This is a genomic window from Thioalkalivibrio sp. XN279, assembly GCF_011089885.1.
Taxonomy (GTDB): domain Bacteria; phylum Pseudomonadota; class Gammaproteobacteria; order Steroidobacterales; family XN24; genus XN24.
The window spans coordinates 66730-85284 of record NZ_JAANBD010000015.1 but is presented as its reverse complement, the minus strand read 5'-3'; the positions used below and the strand labels follow the sequence as shown (position 1 = coordinate 85284).

At 68.0% G+C, this 18555-nt stretch carries 13 protein-coding genes; 5 read left to right on the top strand and 8 right to left on the bottom strand.

Going from position 1 to position 18555, the window contains the following annotated elements:
- Positions 1–657 carry a response regulator transcription factor gene (locus G8346_RS01960; protein ID WP_166047677.1) on the bottom strand — a complete coding sequence of 219 codons (657 nt, stop codon included), beginning with the start codon at positions 655–657 and terminating at the stop codon, positions 1–3.
- Complete coding sequence (locus G8346_RS01955; protein WP_166047675.1) at positions 654–2447, bottom strand: sensor histidine kinase; 1794 nt, start codon at positions 2445–2447, stop codon at positions 654–656. The genes G8346_RS01960 and G8346_RS01955 overlap by 4 nt, the downstream gene beginning before the upstream one ends.
- Positions 2448–2726: 279 nt before the next feature.
- On the opposite strand from G8346_RS01955, the gene G8346_RS01945 reads away from it, so the two are divergent.
- Positions 2727–4025, top strand: a complete 1299-nt coding sequence (locus tag G8346_RS01945) for a hypothetical protein (protein WP_206202537.1) — start codon at positions 2727–2729, stop codon at positions 4023–4025.
- 93 nt (positions 4026–4118) lie between these two features.
- Entirely contained in the window at positions 4119–4763 is a 645-nt protein-coding gene (locus G8346_RS01940; RefSeq protein WP_166047671.1) for a hypothetical protein, read from the top strand.
- Positions 4764–4779: 16 nt separating this feature from the next.
- Here G8346_RS01940 and G8346_RS01935 read toward each other — a convergent pair whose 3' ends face one another.
- Positions 4780–5301, bottom strand: coding sequence for a DUF4136 domain-containing protein (locus G8346_RS01935; RefSeq protein WP_166047669.1), 522 nt, complete (start codon positions 5299–5301; stop codon positions 4780–4782).
- A 47-nt stretch (positions 5302–5348) separates the two neighbouring features.
- On the bottom strand, positions 5349–7496 hold the full coding sequence (locus G8346_RS15050; protein WP_206202536.1) for a S9 family peptidase: 2148 nt from the start codon (positions 7494–7496) through the stop codon (positions 5349–5351).
- 136 nt (positions 7497–7632) lie between these two features.
- Between G8346_RS15050 and G8346_RS01925 the strand changes: the two genes are divergently transcribed.
- From G8346_RS01925 to G8346_RS01915, 3 genes are read left to right on the top strand one after another with little or no spacing between them, the layout of a single operon-like run.
- Positions 7633–7938 (top strand): hypothetical protein, encoded by a 306-nt coding sequence (locus G8346_RS01925; protein ID WP_166047667.1) that lies wholly within the window; start codon positions 7633–7635, stop codon positions 7936–7938.
- Positions 7939–7956: 18 nt separating this feature from the next.
- The gene (locus G8346_RS01920; RefSeq protein ID WP_206202535.1) at positions 7957–8784 is read left to right on the top strand and encodes a DUF3014 domain-containing protein; all 828 of its coding nucleotides are present in this window, start codon (positions 7957–7959) and stop codon (positions 8782–8784) included.
- A gap of 22 nt (positions 8785–8806) precedes the next feature.
- Entirely contained in the window at positions 8807–11317 is a 2511-nt protein-coding gene (locus tag G8346_RS01915) for an RND family transporter (RefSeq protein WP_166047665.1), read from the top strand.
- Positions 11318–11718: 401 nt separating this feature from the next.
- On the opposite strand, the gene fabB is transcribed toward G8346_RS01915, so the two are convergent.
- The 4 genes from fabB to G8346_RS01895 all read right to left on the bottom strand — a co-directional run bounded on the left by fabB (position 11719) and on the right by G8346_RS01895 (position 18550).
- A complete protein-coding gene (gene fabB, locus G8346_RS01910; protein ID WP_166047663.1) occupies positions 11719–12930 on the bottom strand; it encodes a beta-ketoacyl-ACP synthase I in 1212 nt (403 codons plus the stop codon).
- 10 nt (positions 12931–12940) lie between these two features.
- Positions 12941–13453, bottom strand: coding sequence for a 3-hydroxyacyl-[acyl-carrier-protein] dehydratase FabA (gene fabA / locus G8346_RS01905; RefSeq protein WP_166047661.1), 513 nt, complete (start codon positions 13451–13453; stop codon positions 12941–12943).
- A 143-nt stretch (positions 13454–13596) separates the two neighbouring features.
- Positions 13597–15237, bottom strand: coding sequence for a tetrathionate reductase family octaheme c-type cytochrome (locus G8346_RS01900; protein ID WP_166047659.1), 1641 nt, complete (start codon positions 15235–15237; stop codon positions 13597–13599).
- Positions 15238–15403: 166 nt separating this feature from the next.
- Positions 15404–18550: an efflux RND transporter permease subunit gene (locus G8346_RS01895; protein WP_166048014.1), complete on the bottom strand. Its 3147-nt coding sequence runs from the start codon at positions 18548–18550 to the stop codon at positions 15404–15406.
- Positions 18551–18555: the final 5 nt, after the last annotated feature.

Here is an 18555-nt window from a genome sequence, read left to right as displayed (position 1 = left end):
TCAGGGCTCGACCAGCCCCTCGCGAATGGCGAAGCGCGCCAGCTCGACGCGGTCGTGGATGCCGAGCTTCTGCATCAAGTGATCGCAGTGCTGCTCAACGGTCTTGGCGCTGATCTGCATGGTGCGGGCCAGCTCCTTGCGGCTGAGCCCGCTCGCCAGGTACCGCAGCACTTCGAGTTCGCGCGGCGTGAGGAGTGACAGCCTGCCCGCCGGCGCATCCGATAGTTCGACACTCTCGCGATGCGATACCAGCCGCGCCCGCACCGCGGGGGAAAACGCGACCCGCCCGCGCGCGGCACGGCGCAGGCCGTCGACAATGGCTTCGGGCGCATCCTCTTTAACCAGGTAGCCGGCCGCCTCCACCGCCAACGCCTGCGCCAGGTAGCCGTCGCGCAGGTAAGCACTGAGGAAGACGACCCGCGTCGCCGGGCATTCCTCGCGCACCTGTCGCGCAGCAGCGAAAGGTGACAGTCCCGGCATATCGATATCCAGCACCAGCAGGTCCACCGGCCGGGCGCGTACCAGCGCGAGCGCCTGGTCGGCATCAGGCACCGCCGCCACGATCTCGAAATCGGGCTCCAGTGCGAGCCGTTCTGCCAGCATGTCGCGCAGGATGGCATGGTCGTCCGCAAGCAGGATGCGCGTCCGGGCGCTCATGCCGCTGTCTCCGCTGCCTGCTCCATGGCAAGACGCCGCGCCAGGTTGCCGAGCTCTCCCAGCCGGACGCCACGCGAAACCACCAGCGCGAGGCCGGCCAGCCTGGACTCCAGTTCTGCATCCCGCCCGACCAACTCCGCGTCGAGCAGCAGCAGCACCGGGGCCGTGAACCCGTCGGCCCGCAGGCCCTGCAGTGCAGTCACTGCTTCTGCAACCGAACCGCGCCAGTCCAGCACCAGCAAGGCGGCGCGAGTTGGGTCACCCCGTGCGGTCGCCAGGCTGTGATAGCGCGCGACCGAGAGGCCCTGGTCCTCGAATGTGTCTGCCAGCAGCTCGCCCCAAAAGGCGCCCGCTGAAACCAGCACCACCCGCGAGCCGCCAACTGGCACACCAGTCCGTACGGGCGCCAGGTCCGCGCGCTCGGGCAGCAGCAGCCGGACATGCGTACCGGCGCCCGGTTGGGACTCGATCTCCATCTCTCCACCCACGGACTCGGCAATCCGGCCGGCGGACACCAGGCCCAGCCCGGTGCCCTTCCCCGCCGGCTTCGTGCTGAAGAACGGTTCGCGCGCCCGCTGCAAGGTCTCTGCATCCATGCCGTAGCCGGTGTCCTTGACGCCGAGGCACGCGAGCGCGGCACCCGGGCCGCGGCCGGACTCCGAGGTGCTTTGTCGGCGGCACAGCGCCAGGGTCAGCTCGCCGCCGTCGGGCATGGCGTCACGCGCGTTCAGCGCCAGGTTGAGCAGCGCCTGCTCCAGGTTCACCGCGTTCGCCTCGACCCAGAGCGGTTCAGTCGCGTGGTTGACCACCTGCAACTGGATGTTCTCGGGCAGCAGCGGTGCGAGCCATGCGCGCGCCTGTTCCACCAGGGCGCCGAGCTCGACCGGCTGCAGGCTGGCCTGCTCATGACGAACGAAGGACATCAGGTTGCGCGTCAGGCCGCGCCCGTGGCGCACTGCGCGCTCGAGACCCTCCAGCGCGGCGCGCCTGGCCTGCCCGGTCGCGGCTCTCGCTGCCAGAGAGGTATACCCAGCGACAGCGCTGAGCACGTTGTCCACGTCGTGGGCGACCGTACCAGACAGCTCGCCCAGGACTTCGAACTTTTGCGCGCGCAACAGCTCGGCCTCGGCACGCGTCCGTGCCTCCATTTCCGTGAGCAACGCCGCCTGTTCCTGGCGCAGCCGCCGCACCAGCAGGACCCAGGCCGCGATCGCGAGGCCGAACAACACCATGGCTCCCAGCAGCGAGATGACCTCGCCCCGGGTCAGGCCGAGTGATTTCTCGAGCATCCAGCCGTGATAGGCGTCATCGAAACCGCGCATGGCCCGGCCGAGCGTCATGAGCTGGGTGGAATATTCGAGGCTGGTAACGAGCTCGAAGGCCGTTTCCGCCTGCCCCGCTGCCTGCAGCGCAAGTGCCTGCTGCTCGATACGGCTCATCTCGTCGAGTGCGCTCACCGCCTCGGCGAGAATTTCGTGGCCTGCCACCGTATCCGCCCTCAGCGCGTGGATCTGCTCGCGCAGGCGCTGCTCCGTCTCGGCATGACGTTCCAGCCACTCGGGCCGGCCGGTAGCCATCGCCAGCTGCGCGGTGCGCTGGATCTCCGCCTCAAGGCGCAGCATGGCGTCGTGGGCCTGGGCGGCCTCGGCATGGGACTGGCGCAGCTGGCCGACGGTGACTGAGGCCTCGATGGCATGCCAGGAAAGCCAGCCGAGCATCGCCACCGCGGCCAGCACGGCCGCAAGCAGCCAGCGCCTGATCGATGCGTCGCTCGTCCTGTCCCTGGCCATCGGCCCCTGCCTCAATTCCAGCCGGATATGCCGGAATCACGGCCTGAGTCTAGCACCCGCTGCGGGCATGGGTGATTCACCCCATGGCGCTCCTTGCCGCCAGCAACCATACATAGCTCACGGGGCGGCGCAGGCCTGGCGCAGGCCCCGGTCCCAGGGCCGACAACCCCCTCCGTGGCAAGCCTGCGCCGCCTTCTGACAAGGAGAAACGGTAACTGCGCAGGCCGTACTCCCGGGACACGGAGGTGACCAATCATGTTGGGGGCAAGAAAGATACTGATGGCATTGGTCGTGGCGCTCGTCACGTCCCTCGCCGTGGCCGGCCCCAGTGGTGGTGGCGGTAGCGGTGGTGGTGGTGGCAATGGGGGCGGCGGCATCGGTGGCGGTGGCGGTGGTGGGGGTGGCGGCGGCAAGCCGGGCTCCTCCCCGGACGACTTTCTCGGCGACATGGCGCTGCTCGACCGCGACGTGAACGGCGTGCCGTTGATGACCTGGGGCCTCGGACCAAAGGACAAGGAGACTTGGGTGCGCTCGCCGATCGTGTTTCCTGAAAAGCTGGGCACGGAAGAATGCCCGCTGACGGTCGAAGATATCGATGCCCTGCTCGCAGACACTTCTTCCGGCTATGTGCAGCTCGGGACCGGCTCGATCTACAGCGAGCTGGGCATTACGGCCTATCGCGTTCCCTTCCTCGACGGCGAGGTCGACCCGCAGTACACGGGCTGCGTGACGGAGGCCGATTTCGGCCGCCTGAGCGCCGTGCGTTCGCCGCCGAAGGTGCTCGACTCCGCCCTGATCGAACTGCTGACGACACTGACCACGCCCGAAAGCTCGATCGCGCTGGACGAAGCCGGTCGGCTGGTCGTGAGCTACATGGAAGACGGCATACCGGTGCTGAAGACCATCGATGCGCCGCGCGAGAACCTGGCCGGCTTCGAGCGGTTGCTGGAGACGGCCGCACTGTCGCATCCCGAGGTGAACCCGGGCGACGACGTCGTGCTGCCGGAATGGCCGGAGCACGAGGGCGACGACGCGCGGGCGCTGCACCTCATGGACCGTGCAGCAGCGATGCTGGGCGCCGCCGCGGACAAGTTCCATCCCATGGGGCTGGACGAGCTGATGTACACGACGGTGATCATGAACATCGGTGCCGAGATGACCGGTGAAGCGACGACGCTGTTCGGGCTGCCCAATACGGGCCAGGAAGAAGGCAAGGTGCCCTTCCCGTACTTCAACTTCGTGAAGTACAGCTATGACCGCGGCGAGACCTATGCCGGCGACGTGTGCTACCTGAAAGTCATCGACGTGAGCGGCGATCCGCCCGAGGTCACCGTGCAGGTGGCGCGTGAATCGATCCTGAAGCTGGTGTTTCCGCCACTGGCTGACGAGGGCGGCTATGTAGGCGGCCTCGCAGCGGCGACCACGGAGGAAGGCGACAGCTATACCGACTTCTACGGTGACAACGCCTGGGGCTTCGCGCAGGCCGTCGACGACGCCCGTGCCGTGATCTTCTTCGTGCACGAGCACCCGGTGCCGGTCGAGCTGTTGCAGTACTGCGTCGAGACACCGGTCGAGTGACCGCGGCTTGAACCCAAGCCGGAACACCGTTCCGGTTGACACCAGGGGCGGCCCGCCCGATGCGGGCCGCCCATGCCACAAGGGGGCAACACCATGAACACGAAACCACTGGGACTGGCGACGCTGGCCTGCATGGCCGCGGCGCTGCTCGCGACCCCGGCCCTGGGCCAGGTGGTGCGCGAGTCGGATACGCATTCACTGGCCGGCGTGCTGGATTCCAACTGGAATCCGGACGACAGCTTCACCTTCCAGAGCAAGGGCGGCGAGGTGCTGTTTGCCGACGTCGACGCCGAGATCTTCCAGGTCAAGGGCCGCAAAGGCGGCTCGCATGACGACGAGGAAGACTGCGGCGGGCACGACAGCGGCGAAGTCGTCACTGCAGCCGCGGACGACCATGAAGACCACGACGACGCCGGCGGGCCCGGCGGGATGTGCCTGCAGGTGATCGACTCGGCCGGCGCCATGATCTGCTGGGCCGATCGCCCGGCGCGGCCCGGCTGGCAGCGTGACCCGGCGATCGCCTGCCCGCTGCCCGACTCCGGCCGGCCGGCGCAGTACCAGCTGCGCGTCAGCCTGAAGAGCGGCGGCTGCGGCCCGGGCGGGGCCGGCGGCCACGACGCGGTCGTGATGGCCGCGCCGTCCGACGGTGTCGTGACGCCTTACGTGCTCAACTGGAGCCTGCGCCGCATCGCGGACGACGGCGCCCTGCTCAATCAGTCAGTGCGCAGCGGGCCGTAGCCCGCGCGGGGACGACCTACGGGGCGGTGGCAGCGGCAGGCGCGGGCAAGGACGCCAGCACCTGCTGTACGGCCGCCGCCACCTGCGCATCGTCCGGCTCAGGCGTGGGGAACGCTGCTTCCAGCGTGCCGCGCCAGACCTGCGCGTTGAGCTCCCGGTCGATGAAGTCCACGCCCAGGTTGCCGTAGGTGCGCGGACCGCCACCCAGCGGGAGGCTGATACCGACACTGCCGCCGAAATTCCCGCCCCAGCTCCCGGCCCCGACGCCGACACTCACTGGCGAACCTGGACGCGCGCCGGTGAAGATCAGCCCGGCGACGAGGCAGTCCGGGGCGGTCTCGTCCACCGTATACCCCTTCCCTTCCAGCGCGCGCATGACCTCGGCCCGGATGCGTTGCTCCGCAATCGAGGCAGGACGGTCCGTCAGTTCCATCCAGGCCACGCTGGCGCAGCGCCAGGGCTCATCGAGCTTATCGACCGTGAGCGAAGGGGTCGCTGCACAGCCGGCGAGCAGCGCCGTGCCGCCCAAGATGGCCACGAGGCGCTGCAGCCGCCCCCGTCGGGGGCGGCTCCGCAATGCGCGGCTCACTCGGCCTCCTTGACCGACCCCAGGGCGTCCTCCAGGCCGGGCACGAACTTCGCGCCCGCCGGCACCTGGATGCTCGAGCCGGCGAAATCGTCGCCGACCGGCTCGTAGCGCCCGCCCAGGCAGTCGGCCAGGAAGGCCTCGGCCACGGCGAAGAAGCTCAGCCGGTTCTGCGGCACGGCAAAGCCGTGGCCCTCGTCCGGATACAGCACGTAGGTCACGGGGATCTCGCGCTCTTCCATCGCCGCCACGATCTGGTCGCTCTCGGCCTGCTTCACGCGCGGGTCATTGGCGCCCTGGGCGATCAGCAGCGGCTTCTGAATGTTCTCCACGTAGGTCAGCGGCGAACGCTCCGCCAGCAGGGCCTGGCCCTCCTCGGTGCGCGGGTCGCCGACACGGCGCGCAAACTGCTCGAAGAAGGACGCCCAGTAGGGCGGGATGCTGTCGAGCAGCGTCTTGAGGTTGGACGGGCCGACGATGTCGACGCCACAGGCGAAGCGCTCGGGCGTGTTGGTCATGCCCCACAGCACGGCATAGCCGCCGTAGGAGCCGCCGAAGATCGCGACCTGGTCGCGCGTGGTGATGCCCTGCTCGACGGCCCAGTCGACCGCGTCGATCAGGTCGTCGTGCATCTTGCGGCCCCACTCGAGGTTGCTGGCGTTGACGAAGTCCTTGCCGAAGCCGGTCGAGCCGCGGAAGTTCACCGACAGCACGGCGTAGCCGCGGTTGGCCAGCCACTGGTGATCGCCACGGAAGCCGAAGCCGTCGCGCGCCCAGGGCCCGCCGTGCACGTTGAGCACCATGGGCACCGGCTCCACCGGCACGCCCTTGCCCTCCGGGTCCAGGTGCGGCGGCAGCGAAAGATAGCTGACCAGCGTCAGGCCGTCGCGACTCTTGATCTCGACCGCGTGCATCGCGGCCAGCGTCTCGCCCTCCAGCTCCGGCCGAATGGTGAACAGCCGCTCCAGCGTCTTGTCCTCCCGGTCGTACAGCCAGTAGGCCGCAGGCTCGGTCACCCGGTCGATCACCAGCGACCAGTAGCGGTCGTCGTCGGTGCGGCTGGTGACGGACCACTCGCCGCCGGCCTCGCGGTCCAGGAACTCGATGTCCGCCTTGAGGGCGTCACCGATGGGGTACCAGCGGTTGGACAGGTAGTTCTCGGCATAGGCCTGCACTTCGCCGGTCACCGGATGGCTCATGATGCCGCCGATGTCGGCGCGCTGCCCGCTGGCGATGACCTCGGTCTCGCCGCTCTCGAGGTCCAGCTTGACCAGCGCGCCGAGGTTGCGGCCCCGCGAATCCAGCATGTAGGCGAAATCAGCGCCCTGCGGGATGGAGAGGACGTTGCTGGTGAGCGAGTCCTCCGACGGGATGGTCGTCAGCAGGGACGTCTCCCCGTCCGCGCCGATGCGCTCCACCAGCAGCCCGCCGTCCGGCGTCGGCTTGGCGGCAATGCGCAGCTCCAGGTCCTGGTCGGCGGCGAACCCGGCATAGCCGTCGTTCTGGCGCACCAGGGTGATCTCTCCGCTGTCCAGGTTGAGCCGGTGCACGTCGTGCCAGCGCGGATCCCGGTTGTTGAGCCCGATCAGGATCTCGTCCTTGACCTTGTTACTGACCCCGACGATGGTGACGCGCACATTGTCGAACGGCGTGTAGTCGCGCGTCTCGCCGCTCTCCAGGTTCACGCCGTAGAGCAGGAAGTTCTCGTCGCCCCCCTTGTCCTGTACGTACAGGATCTGCGTGCCGTCAGGCGACCAGGAGTAACCGCGGATGGGGCGGACCTTTTCTGCCGTCACCGGCTGCGCCGCGGCGATGTCGTCCAGCGGCGCCACCCACACGTTCATGACGCCGTCGCGCGGCGCCAGGTAGGCGATGCGCTTGCCGTCCGGGCTGAGCTGGGCGCTGGAGCGCGCCGGGTTGCCGAACAGCTTGTCGCGCTCGATCAGCGCCGCGGGCTCCGCAGCCGTGGCCTGTGCGGCTGCGGGCGCAGCCGCCGCCGCGGGCGCAGGGGCGGGCGCGGCGTCCTGAGACGGTGCGGCCTGCTGCGGCGCGGTGGCTGCCTCTTCCTTGGCGCAGCCCGCCAGGGCCAGGGACATGCTCACGGCCGCGAGCACGGCGAGAAATGATCTGTTCTTGACTGAGTCCACGACCACGACGGGCCTCCTCTGCTTGGCAGTCTCTGCGAGCACTCGGCATCCCGCCCATAGCGGGGCACGGGGGGTGGCGAGGCTCATGATGGGGGGTTAGTCTAGCTCAACACTCGCCGCCAAGGAGGATCGGACCGTGACCAGCACCGCCCAGGATTTCCCCATGCCGCCCGCAGTCGCGGCCATCCGGGACGCCGGGTTCGCTACCTGGGCCGGCGACGCGGTGGCGCCGGGGTTGCGCGAAAAGTTCGATGCCGAGCGCATTCCGGTACGCAACATCCGCCACGTGCGGGTGTGGGGCCTGCAGGTGGACGACGAGCGCGAACTGCCTGGGCGCGAACGCACCAGCATCCCGGACGAGGACCTGTGGGAAGTCAGCCTGGAAGCGAAGGACGGCACGACCCGCAGCTTCGACTCGCGGCTCCTGGTCGCGGCCACCTGAGGCCGGAGCGGAACGTTTATGCACAAGCACCTGGCATGGGGTTTGCTGGCACTGGCGGTGATCGGCCTGGTGGCCTTCTGCTATCCGCGCCAGGTGCACGAGCCGGCGCCCCAGCCCGTGCAGCTGCCCGACGCGCCGGATGCAGGCGCAGAGCAGGCGCCCGCCGCGGCCCCGGTCGCGCGTGAGCCCGAGCCCGAGCCGGCCTTCGTGGCCGAGCCGGAGGCCGAGCCCGCCGCCCCGCTGCCGTCCCTGGACGAGAGCGACGCCGAGGCGCGCGCGGTGATTGCGGCTGCCGCCGGGGAGACGCTGGCGAGCCAGCACCTGGCCGCGAACGACGTCATTCGCAAGCTGGTAGCCACCACCGACAACCTCAGTCGCGACGGGCTCTGGATCCAGGCGCGCGTCGTGCCGCCGATCGGCGGGCTGTTCCTGGTCGAGGGCGAGGAAGACGAGCTGTACATTGCGCCCGCGAACTACGAGCGTTATGCGCCCCTGTTCCGGCTCGTGGAGGCCGTCGACATCGGCATGCTGGCCGACGCCTATCGGCGCCACTACCCGCTGCTGCAACAGGCCTACGAGGAGCTCGGCTATCCGGGCCGGCAGTTCCACAACCGCGCGCTGGAAATCATCGACCACCTGCTGGCGACGCCGCGGGTGTCCGGCCCGTTGGCCCTGGCGCGCCCGCACGTCCTGTACCAGTTCGCGGATCCGGAGCTGGAGGCGCTGTCGCCCGGGCAGAAGATCCTGTTGCGCATCGGCCCGGAAAACGCCGCCATCGCCCGCACCAAGCTGATCCAGTTACGCACCGCGCTCGAACAGTTGCCTGGCGCGCCCGACGCCGATTGACCGCCCCGGAACAGGAACGCAGATGAGCATCGCCGGGCGCGCTGCGCGCCGCCTCACCGCAGCCTACGACACCGTCGTGCTGCAACGCCCCATAGTGACGCTGGTGGCGGTCGCCTTCGTGGTCGGCGTGCTGGCCCTGTTCGCGCCGCGTTTCCAGCTCGACGCCTCCTCCGAGACGCTGGTGATGGAAGGGGACGAGGCGGTGACGTTCTACCGCACCGTGCGCGCGCGCTACGAGTCCGATGATTTCCTCGTCGTCACCTATACGCCCGAAGACGGCCTGTTCACGGAGCCGGCCCTGGCCCGCCTCGCCGCGCTGCGTGACGCCCTCGCCGAGCTCCCGCACATCGCCGCGGTCACCACCCTGCTGGACGTGCCCGTGCTCGACGGGCTGGACGCGAGTCTCACCGAGCTGCCGACCGAGCCCGAGGCGCTGACCTGCGACGGGCCGGACCGGGCGCAGGACTGTCGCCGGCTGCTGGAAAGCGATCTCTACCGCAACCTGCTGGTCAGTCCGGAAGGGCGCACCAGCGGCATCCGCGTCGAGTTCGTGCAGGACGAGTCCTACCGCGCCATGCAGCGCGAACGGGACCAGCTGCGCATCAAGGCCCAGGAGGAGGGACTGGACGAGGGCGAGCAGGCGCGCCTGGCGGAGCTGGACCAGAAGATCGCCGCACGCGGCGCCGAACTGCGCGAGCAGGAGACGCAGGCGATCGCGGATGTGCGCGCGGTGCTGGACAGGTTCCGCGACCAGGCCGAGATCCATCTCGGCGGCGTGCCCATGATCGCCGTGGACTCGATCGCCTTCGTGCGCTCGGACCTGGTGGTGTTCGGCGCGGCCGTCGGCGCCTTCATCGTGCTGATCCTGTTCGTCGCCTTCCGCCAGCCCCGCTGGGTCGTGCTGCCCGTCATCACCTGCGCCTCGTCCGTCGTGGCCATGCTGGGGCTGCTCGGCCTGATGGGCTGGCCCGTGACCGTGGTCTCCTCCAACTTCGTCTCGCTGCTGCTGATCCTCAACCTGGCGCTGTGCGTTCACCTGGTGGTGCGTTATCGCGAGCTGCACGAACTGCACCCCGACGCCGACCAGTACACGCTGGTGCGCGACACCGTGCACAGCAAGTTCGTGCCCTGCCTCTACACCGCGCTCACGACCATGGTGGCCTTCGGCTCACTGCTGGTGAGCGGCATCCGCCCCGTGATCGACTTCGGCTGGATGATGGTCCTCGGCCTGGGCGTGGCGTTCGTGCTGTCCTTCACGCTGTTTCCCGCCGCCCTGGTGATGCTGAAGGCCGGCAAGTCGCCGCAGCTGCGCAACGTCACCGGCGCCATGACCGGCGCGCTGGCGCGCGGCATCACGGCCCGGCCGGGCCTGACCTTGCTGGCCGGCGCGGTACTCGCGGTCGCCGGCGTCGCCGGCACCTTCCAGCTCTCCATCGAGAACCGCTTCATCGACTACTTCAAGAAATCCACCGAGATCTACCAGGGCATGCGGCTGATCGACGAGCAACTCGGCGGCACCACCCCGCTGGACGTGCTGGTCGACGCCCCGGCGGCAGAGCCGGAGGGAGCAAAGGACGATTTCGAAGAGCCCGATTTCCTCTCCGGCTTCGAGGAGCTCGAGGTGGAAGACGGCAGCGGCATCGCCAGCACCAGTTACTGGATGAACAGTGCCGGCCTGCGCGAGGCGAAGCGTATCCACGAATACCTCGAGTCGCTCGAGGGCACCGGCAAGGTGCTGTCCATCAGCACCGCCATGGAGATGTTCGGCAAGCTGGAGCCGCGCGTGCTCAGCGAGGACTTCTTCATCTCGGTGTTCTACCAGCGCTTGCCCGAGAACGTGAAGGAAGTGCTGTTCGACCCCTACATGTCGGAGGACGGCAACCAGCTGCGCTTCAGCATCCGCGTCTACGAGTCGGCGCCGGACCTGCGACGCAACCAGATGCTGCAGGAGATCGAGCGGCATCTCGAGGAGGAAATGGGCTACGGCGCGGACAACGTGCACCTGTCGGGCATGATGGTGCTGTACAACAACATGCTGCAGGGCCTGTTCCGCTCCCAGATCCTCACCCTCGGGGTGGTCTTCGGCGCCATCATGGTGATGTTCCTGGTGCTGTTCCGCTCGGTGCGCTACTCCGTCCTCGGCATCCTGCCCAACCTCCTTTCCGCCGCCCTGGTGCTCGGCCTCATGGGCTGGGCGCGCATTCCGCTCGACCTGATGACAGTGACCATCGCCGCCATCACCATCGGCATCGGCGTGGACAACACCATCCACTACGTGCACCGCTACCAGGAAGAGATCCGCGTCGACGGCGACCCCTGGGCCGCGATCATGCGCTGCCACACCTCCATCGGCCGCGCGCTCTACTACACCATGATCACCATCGTGCTCGGCTTCTCGGTGCTGGCCCTGTCAGCCTTCATCCCGACCATCATGTTCGGCCTGCTCACCGGCCTTGCCATGACGGCGGCGCTGCTGGGGAACATGACGCTGTTGCCGGTGTTGCTGGCAAAGACCGAGCGCGCCCCCGCCTGACCTGCGCTATCGTGCCCGGGCGTTGCGCGCAGCCCTGTTCGGGGACGCCGTGAATACGTCCCTGTAGGCTTGCTCGCGCACGTCCTGTGCGCGAGCACCCCGAACAGGACTACCCGCAACCCCCACCGGCAAATTCAGACCAGGCCCGACCTGCGCTCACGGAACCACGTGCCGAGGCGGAGGCCGTCGTCGTGCGACTGGCGGAAGGTAGGGCGCGGAAGCAAGGCGATGCGGCGCCATGGGGCTGCGCTTCGTTCGCCCCGATGCCTGCCGCGTGCCGGGTGGAATGCCTGTTTGCGGGGCGCTCGCGCACAGGACGTGCGCGAGCGAGCGTACAGGGATGTATTCACAGCGTCCCCGCAAACAGGCATCCGCACGGCACGGCGCCCGGAGGCCGGGGGTTAGAAGCGCCGGAACACCAGGGTGGCGTTCGCGCCGCCGAAGCCGAAGCTGTTCGACATGACGGTATTGAGCTGCGCCCCGTCGCGCCGCTCGCGCACGATGTCGAAGCCCGTGGCGGCGGGATCGAGGTTCTCGATGTTGGCCGAGGCGCTGATGAAGCCGTGCTCCATCATCAGCAGGCAGTGAATGGCCTCGTTGACGCCGGCGGCGCCCAGCGCATGGCCGCCCAGCGACTTGGTGGAGCTGATCGGCGGCGCAGCGGCGCCGAACACCTCGCGCACCGCCTCGAGCTCGCGCACGTCGCCCACCGGGGTGCTGGTGCCGTGCGAGTTCAGGTAATCCACCGGGTCGTCCAGGTCCTGCAGTGCCATGCGCATGCAGCGCGCGGCGCCCTCGCCCGAGGGTTGCACCATGTCGGCGCCGTCGGACGTGGCGCCGTAGCCGACCAGTTCCGCGATGATCGGCGCACCGCGGGCCTGGGCGTGTTCCAGCGCCTCCAGCACCAGGATGCCGCCGCCGCCGGAGATGACGAAGCCGTCGCGATCGGCGTCGTAGGTGCGCGAGGCGCGCTCGGGAGTGTCGTTGTATTTGGACGAGAGCGCGCCCATGCCGTCGAACATCGCCGAGCTGCCCCAGTGCACCTCGTCGGCGCCGCCGGCGAACACCATGTCCTGCTTGCCCCACTGGATGAGCTCGGCGGCATGGCCGATGCAGTGCGCGCTGGTGGCGCAGGCGGAGCTGATGCTGTAGCTGGCGCCCTTGATGCGGAAAGCGGTGGCGAGGTTGGCGGCCACGGCGGAGGACATGCAGCGCGTCACCATGTAGGGACCGACCTTGCGCGCACCCTTGCTGCGCACGATGTCGGCGTTCATGAGGACGTATTCGTTCGAGGCGCCGCCGGTCCCGACCACCAGGCCGACGCGCGGATCGACGATGTCGTCCTCACCCAGGCCGGCATGCGCCAGGGCCTCGGCCATCGCGACCCAGGCGTAGCCGCTGGAATCGCTCATGAAGCGCTTCAGCTTGCGGTCGATCAGTGCCGCCAGGTCGATGTCCACGGGCGCGAACACGTGGCTGCGGAAGCCGAGCTCGCGATACTCCTCGCTGAAACGCACGCCGGAGCGTCCCTCGCGCAGCGCGGACAGCACTTCCGCGGCCGTGTTACCGATGCTCGATACGATGCCGTAACCCGTGACCACCACGCGTCGCATGGAGAGCTCCTTAGAAAGAATCGGTTGAGGTGAACAGGCCGACCTTGAGGTCGGTGGCGCTGTAGATGCGACGCCCGTCGACTTCCATGGTGGCGTCCGCGATGCCCATGTAAAGCCGGCGCAGCAGCACCCGCTTGAGGTCGATGCGGTAGGTGACCAGGCTGGCCGTCGGCAGCACCTGGCCGCTGAACTTGACCTCGCCCACGCCCAGCGCGCGACCGCGACCCGGGCCGCCGCTCCAGCACAGGAAGAAGCCGATCAGCTGCCACATCGCATCGAGCCCCAGGCAGCCCGGCATCACCGGGTCGGACTCGAAGTGGCACTTGAAGAACCAGAGGTCGGGGTGGATGTCGAGCTCCGCCGTGATCTGGCCGAAGCCGTGGGCACCGCCGTCGCCGGTGATGCTGGTGATACGATCGACCATCAACATCGGCGGCAACGGCAGCCGCGCGCCCTCGGACCCGAACAACGTGCCGTGGCCGGCCTGCAGCAATTCATCCCGACTGTACGCGTTCTTCTTCAAGGCCGGCTCCGGCTAGGCATGGTCCCGGCCCATATTGTGCAGCAAAAACGGCGCGAGTATTTCTTGCGCCGCGTCACGCGACCACGAGAAAGGCGCCCACACCGAAGTGTGGGCGCCTTGATGGAGGGGAAGCTCCGCTCAGCTTAAGGGCGGGTACCGCCTTCAACCGGATCAGCTGTCCAGCCGAGGCCGGCCCAGTCGATCTGGTCGCTGAAGTGGCAGTCACCGCAGTTGCCGCCCTGGCCGAGCGCATCTGCCGCCGGCGCGACCTCGTGGTTCACGGCCCAGTAGCTGACGGTGTCGACGAACTCGAACTCACCCGTGTAGGGCTGACCGGTACGGTCCGCGCCGTCCTGCAGGGCGAGGTTCCAGTCATACGCGCCCCAGTAGGGGTTCGGGCCGCCGGCCGTGCCGAACAGGTGGGGCACAAGGATGGTGCCGTTGTTCGCGTCCGCCGGCTGGTTGCCGATCAGCTTCTTGAAGGGATAGATCTTGGCGTCCGGGTTGGTGTAATCCGCCGCCGGCCCGCCGAGATAGACCTTGCCGTCCTCGGAGGGGAGCGAGGCCACGGTGTCGTTCTCGCCGATCAGTGACTTGATCCACTTGCCGTCATAGAAGCGCAGCGTCGGCCGGACGTTCAGCTCCCAATTGAAGGAACCCTTCATCTTGTCGTACGCCGGCTTGCCGGTGTCCGCGTCGATCGGGATCGGATCGATGTCCTGGCCCGCGTCCGCCCAGTACCACTCGGTCTTGGTGGGCAGCTTGCGGGAAATCGCCGGGATGTGGCAGGCCTGGCACGCGAGCCGTTCATGCGAGTTGAAGATGGCTTCAACCGAGGTACCGACATGGACGCTCGGGCTGTGGCAGTCGTCGCACTGGCGCATCACGCCCTCGTCCACCGAGTGGTAGGGCATGCCGCCGATACCGTGGGACAGCAGGTTGCCGTCGAGGTCGCGCTTGACGTCGTGGCAGGCGCCGCAGTTCAGGTCGCCGCCATCGACGCCCATGTGGACGTCGTACTCGCGCGTGGTCGCGATGAGATCGCTCGACAGGTCGCCGTGCTTGACGTTGTCACCGCCGCCGGCGTTCTGGTGGCAGAACAGGCAGGCTTTGCGGGTCGGCACGCCGTTGTTCTCGCCCACGCTCTGCGCCACGGCCTGCAGGTCCACGGTGGCCGGCGGCCGGCCGGCCGCGGGCGGGGCCTTGGAGTAGGTGCCGGTCTGGTCATGGCAGGCGAAGCAGTCGATCAGCTTGGCGTTGCCGAAGTCGTAGGTGTCGTCCTTCCAGTCGTAGCCGATGTGGCACTGGGTGCAGCGCCCCTCGTTGGTCGGCACGGCGACGCAGAAGTTGTTGATGATGTCCGTCTTGCCGTGGATGCCGGCCTCGAAGCCCTCGATACCCGCAGCCACGCCTTCCCACTTCCAGTGGCCGGTGGTGAGGATGTCGTCGCCGATCTTGCCGTGGCAGGCCAGGCAGGCGCCGTCCTCGTAAGCCCGGTCCGCGAAATACGCCGCGTGCAGCGTTTCGGGATCGGCAATCGAAGGCGGCGGCGTCTGGCAGTCGAACACGTCGATCGTGCCGTCGCCGTTCCTGTCCTCTTCAGGATCGGCCACGCCGTTTTCGTTCAGGTCCCAGCAATTGATACCGTCGGAACCGTCGGCGCCCGGCGGACCCGCCACGCCATCGTCACCGTCGTCACCACTACACCCGCCGAGCGCCAGGATGGCGGCGGCGAGCAGTATTCCTGTCCAGCGGGCAGGCAGTCCGCACCTGGAAGTGTTCATGATCAACCCCTTGCACATTTCTTGTTAAGCCCCGTTGTCGCGGGGCAGTCCCCCTAAATGCAGACGATTCTCAATTAGAGAACTCTCATTTAGTTGCGGGTGAAATGTGCCCACTCAGCGGGCTGTCATGTTTGACTCAAGTCAGTTTGTGCCTAGGCGATTTCCACTAGGTGTGCGCCGCAGCAGATCCAGTGCCGGCGCGGCTTCCACGACCGAACAGCCGGCCGAAGAAGCCGCGGGCGTCCTCCAGCATGAGGTAGTTCAGCGGCACCAGCACCAGGGTGATGAAAGTCGCGAACAGGATGCCGAAGCCGAGCGACACGGCCATGGGGATGAGGAACTGGGCCTGGGTGGACTTCTCGAAGATCAGCGGCGTGAGGCCGGCGAAGGTCGTCAGGGAAGTCAGCAGCACCGGGCGCAGGCGCGCTACGCCGGCCGTGGCGACCGCCTCCAGCAGCGCCATGCCCTCGGCACGCCGCCGGTTGATGTAGTCCACCAGCACCAGGCTGTCGTTCACCACCACGCCGGTCAGGGCCAGCATGCCCATCAGGCTCATGATGGTCAGGCTCATTCCCATGATCATGTGTCCCAGCATGGCGCCGGCGGCGCCGAAGGGGATCACGCTCATGACGATCAGCGGCTGCAGGTATGAACGGAACGGGATCGCCAGCAGGCAGTAGATGGTGAACAGGACGAACAGCAGGCCGTAGCCCAGGCTGCCGAAGGACTCGCGCTGTTCCCGCGCCTCGCCTTCCAGGCTGAAGCTGACGCCGGCATAGCGCTTCACCTCGGCGGAGAGGAACTCGTTGATGTCCCGCTTGATGGCCTCGACGTCCGCGCTCTCCTTGTTGACGTCGGCCGTCACGTTGATGGTGCGGTTCCGATCGACGCGACGAATCTGTGAAAAGCCGCGGCCGTACTCCGCCACGGCGACGTCGGCAAACGGCACCTCCGCGCCGCCCGGGGTACGGATGCGCATCGAGTCCAGGCTCTCCAGCGAGCGCCGCTCGGTCTCCGGATAGCGAACGTAGACCCGCACTTCCTCCCGTCCGCGCTGGATGCGCTGGACCTCGAAGCCGAAGAAGGCGTGCCGGACCTGTCGGGCCAGGTCTTCCAACGTGATCCCGAGCAACTCGGCCTCGGGCCGGATCTGCAGCCGGATCTCTTCCTTGCCATCCTCGAAACTGTCGGTGATGTCGAATACACCCGGGTACGTCTCCAGGCGCTCGCGCACCTGCCCTGCCAGGGTGCGCAGGGCGGGAAAGTCCGGGCCTGTGATCTGCACGTCCAGCGGCGAGCCGCCGCCGCCGATCTCGGCGCGGAAGCTGACCTCCTTGGCGCCTGGGATTTGGCCGATACCACGCCGCCACTCGCGCACCAGGTCGGAACTGGTGACGTCGAGGGTGCGCTGCTCCGGCGGCGTGATCTCGAACACAACGCGACCGATGTCGGTACGCGGGGTGCTGCCGCCACCGGACGAGCCGACCGTGGACAGGATGCCCTTGATCACGCTCTCGCCAGTGTCGGGGTCCGTGTAGCGCTCTCTCAGGCTCTCGGCTTCGGCGTTGATGCGCTGAATGGCTGCCTGGGTGGCCTCGAAGGGCGTGCCGGGCGGCATGGTCACGGTGGCGGAGGCGGTCTCGGCCTGGATGCGCGGGAAGAAGATGAAGCGCAGGTGGCCGCCGATGGCGACGCTCAACAGGATGATCAGTACGGCGGTGAACAGCGCTCCGGCCAGGTAGCGGTTGTGCAGCGACCAGTTCAGGACCGGCGTGTAGGCCGCGCGCGTGCTGCGCTCCAGGCCGCGCTGCACCATCGCCTGCAGGCGCGTGAAGCCGCGCTCGTTCTGCTGGTTGCGGATGCGCACGTGCTTCAGGTGGGCCGGCAGGATCAGCTTGGATTCGACCAGCGAGAACAGCAGCACCGGGATCACGATGAGCGGGATCTGGGCAAAGATCTGGCCGCGCACGCCTTCGATCATCAGCAGCGGCGTGAACGCCACCACGGTCGTCAGCACGCCGAAGGTGACCGGCACCGCGATTTCCTGCGTGCCGCGGATAGAGGCCTGGAGCGGGTCCTCGCCCTTCTGCAGCCGGGAGAAAATGTTCTCACCGGTGACGATGGCGTCGTCCACCACGATGCCCAGCACCAGGATGAAGGCGAACAGGCTGATGAGGTTGATGGTGACGCCGAACACCGGCATCAGTGCAATGCCGCCCATGAACGCCACGGGGATACCGATCACCACCCAGGCAGCGACCGCCGGCCGCAGGAACAGCGTCAGCAGCACCATGATGAGGATGCCGCCCTGGACGGCGCTCTTGACCAGTGTGTTCAGGCGCGCCTCAACGACACGGGACTGGTCGCGCCAGTAGTCGAGCTTGACGCCGGGCGGCAACCAGGCCGGGGTGGCGGCAATGTAGTCGCGCACGACTTCGGCCACCTCGATCGCGCTCTGCTCGCCGACCCGGTAGACGTCGATGAAGGCCGCGGAGCGGCCGTTATAGCGGAACTCCAGCGGGTCTTCGCTGAAGCCGTCGCGCACGCGGCCGATGTCGGCGATGGTCAGCTTGGCGCCGCCTTCGGTGCTACGCACCACGATGTCCTCGAATTCCGTGCCGACGCGCGCCAGGCCCTGGGTGCGGATGAGAATCTCGCCGCCCGAGGTGCGCACGGAACCGGCCGCGAGGTCCAGCGAGGTGCTGCGTACTGCAGAAGCCACCTGCTCCAGCGTCAGTCCGTATTCACGCAAGGTCTGCTCGGAGACCTCGATGGAAATCTCGTAGGGCCGCACACCGTCCAGTTCCACCTGGGTGATCTCGGGCAGGTCGACCAGCTCGTCGCGAACGCGCTCGGCCACGAGGCGCAACTCGGACTCCGGCAGCTCGCCCGACACCACCACGGTGATGACGTCGCGACGGATCTCCGGGATGTAGACCGTCGGGCGCTCGCTGTCGACCGGGAAGGTCGAGATCGCGTCCACGCGCGCCTTGACGTCGTTCATGAGTTCGCGCGGGTCGGCACTGTTTTCCACCTCGATCACCACGGTGCCGAGATTCTCCACCGCGGTGGAGCGCAGCGTCTTGATGCCCTCGAGGTCCTGCACCGCCTCCTCGATCTTGACCGTGATGCCCTCTTCGACCTCGGACGGCGTGGCGCCGGGGAAAGGCACGCGCACGATGACGTTGCGCAGCTCGAAGGCGGGGAACACTTCCAGCGGGATCTTGGCGGTGAGGCCCCAGGCGCCCAGGCCGAGGATGGTCAGCATGAGCAGGTTCGCGGCCACGTCGTTGCGCGCGAACCAGGCGATCATGCCCT

Coding starts and splice junctions, on each gene's coding strand:
- G8346_RS01955 (WP_166047675.1), bottom strand. CDS start 2,447: ATGGCCAGGGACAGGACGAGCGACGCATCGATCAGGCGCTGGCTGCTT.
- G8346_RS01945 (WP_206202537.1), top strand. CDS start 2,727: ATGGCATTGGTCGTGGCGCTCGTCACGTCCCTCGCCGTGGCCGGCCCC.
- G8346_RS01900 (WP_166047659.1), bottom strand. CDS start 15,237: ATGAACACTTCCAGGTGCGGACTGCCTGCCCGCTGGACAGGAATACTG.
- G8346_RS01920 (WP_206202535.1), top strand. CDS start 7,957: ATGCACAAGCACCTGGCATGGGGTTTGCTGGCACTGGCGGTGATCGGC.
- fabB (WP_166047663.1), bottom strand. CDS start 12,930: ATGCGACGCGTGGTGGTCACGGGTTACGGCATCGTATCGAGCATCGGT.
- G8346_RS01915 (WP_166047665.1), top strand. CDS start 8,807: ATGAGCATCGCCGGGCGCGCTGCGCGCCGCCTCACCGCAGCCTACGAC.
- G8346_RS01960 (WP_166047677.1), bottom strand. CDS start 657: ATGAGCGCCCGGACGCGCATCCTGCTTGCGGACGACCATGCCATCCTG.
- G8346_RS01895 (WP_166048014.1), bottom strand. CDS start 18,550: ATGATCGCCTGGTTCGCGCGCAACGACGTGGCCGCGAACCTGCTCATG.
- G8346_RS01940 (WP_166047671.1), top strand. CDS start 4,119: ATGAACACGAAACCACTGGGACTGGCGACGCTGGCCTGCATGGCCGCG.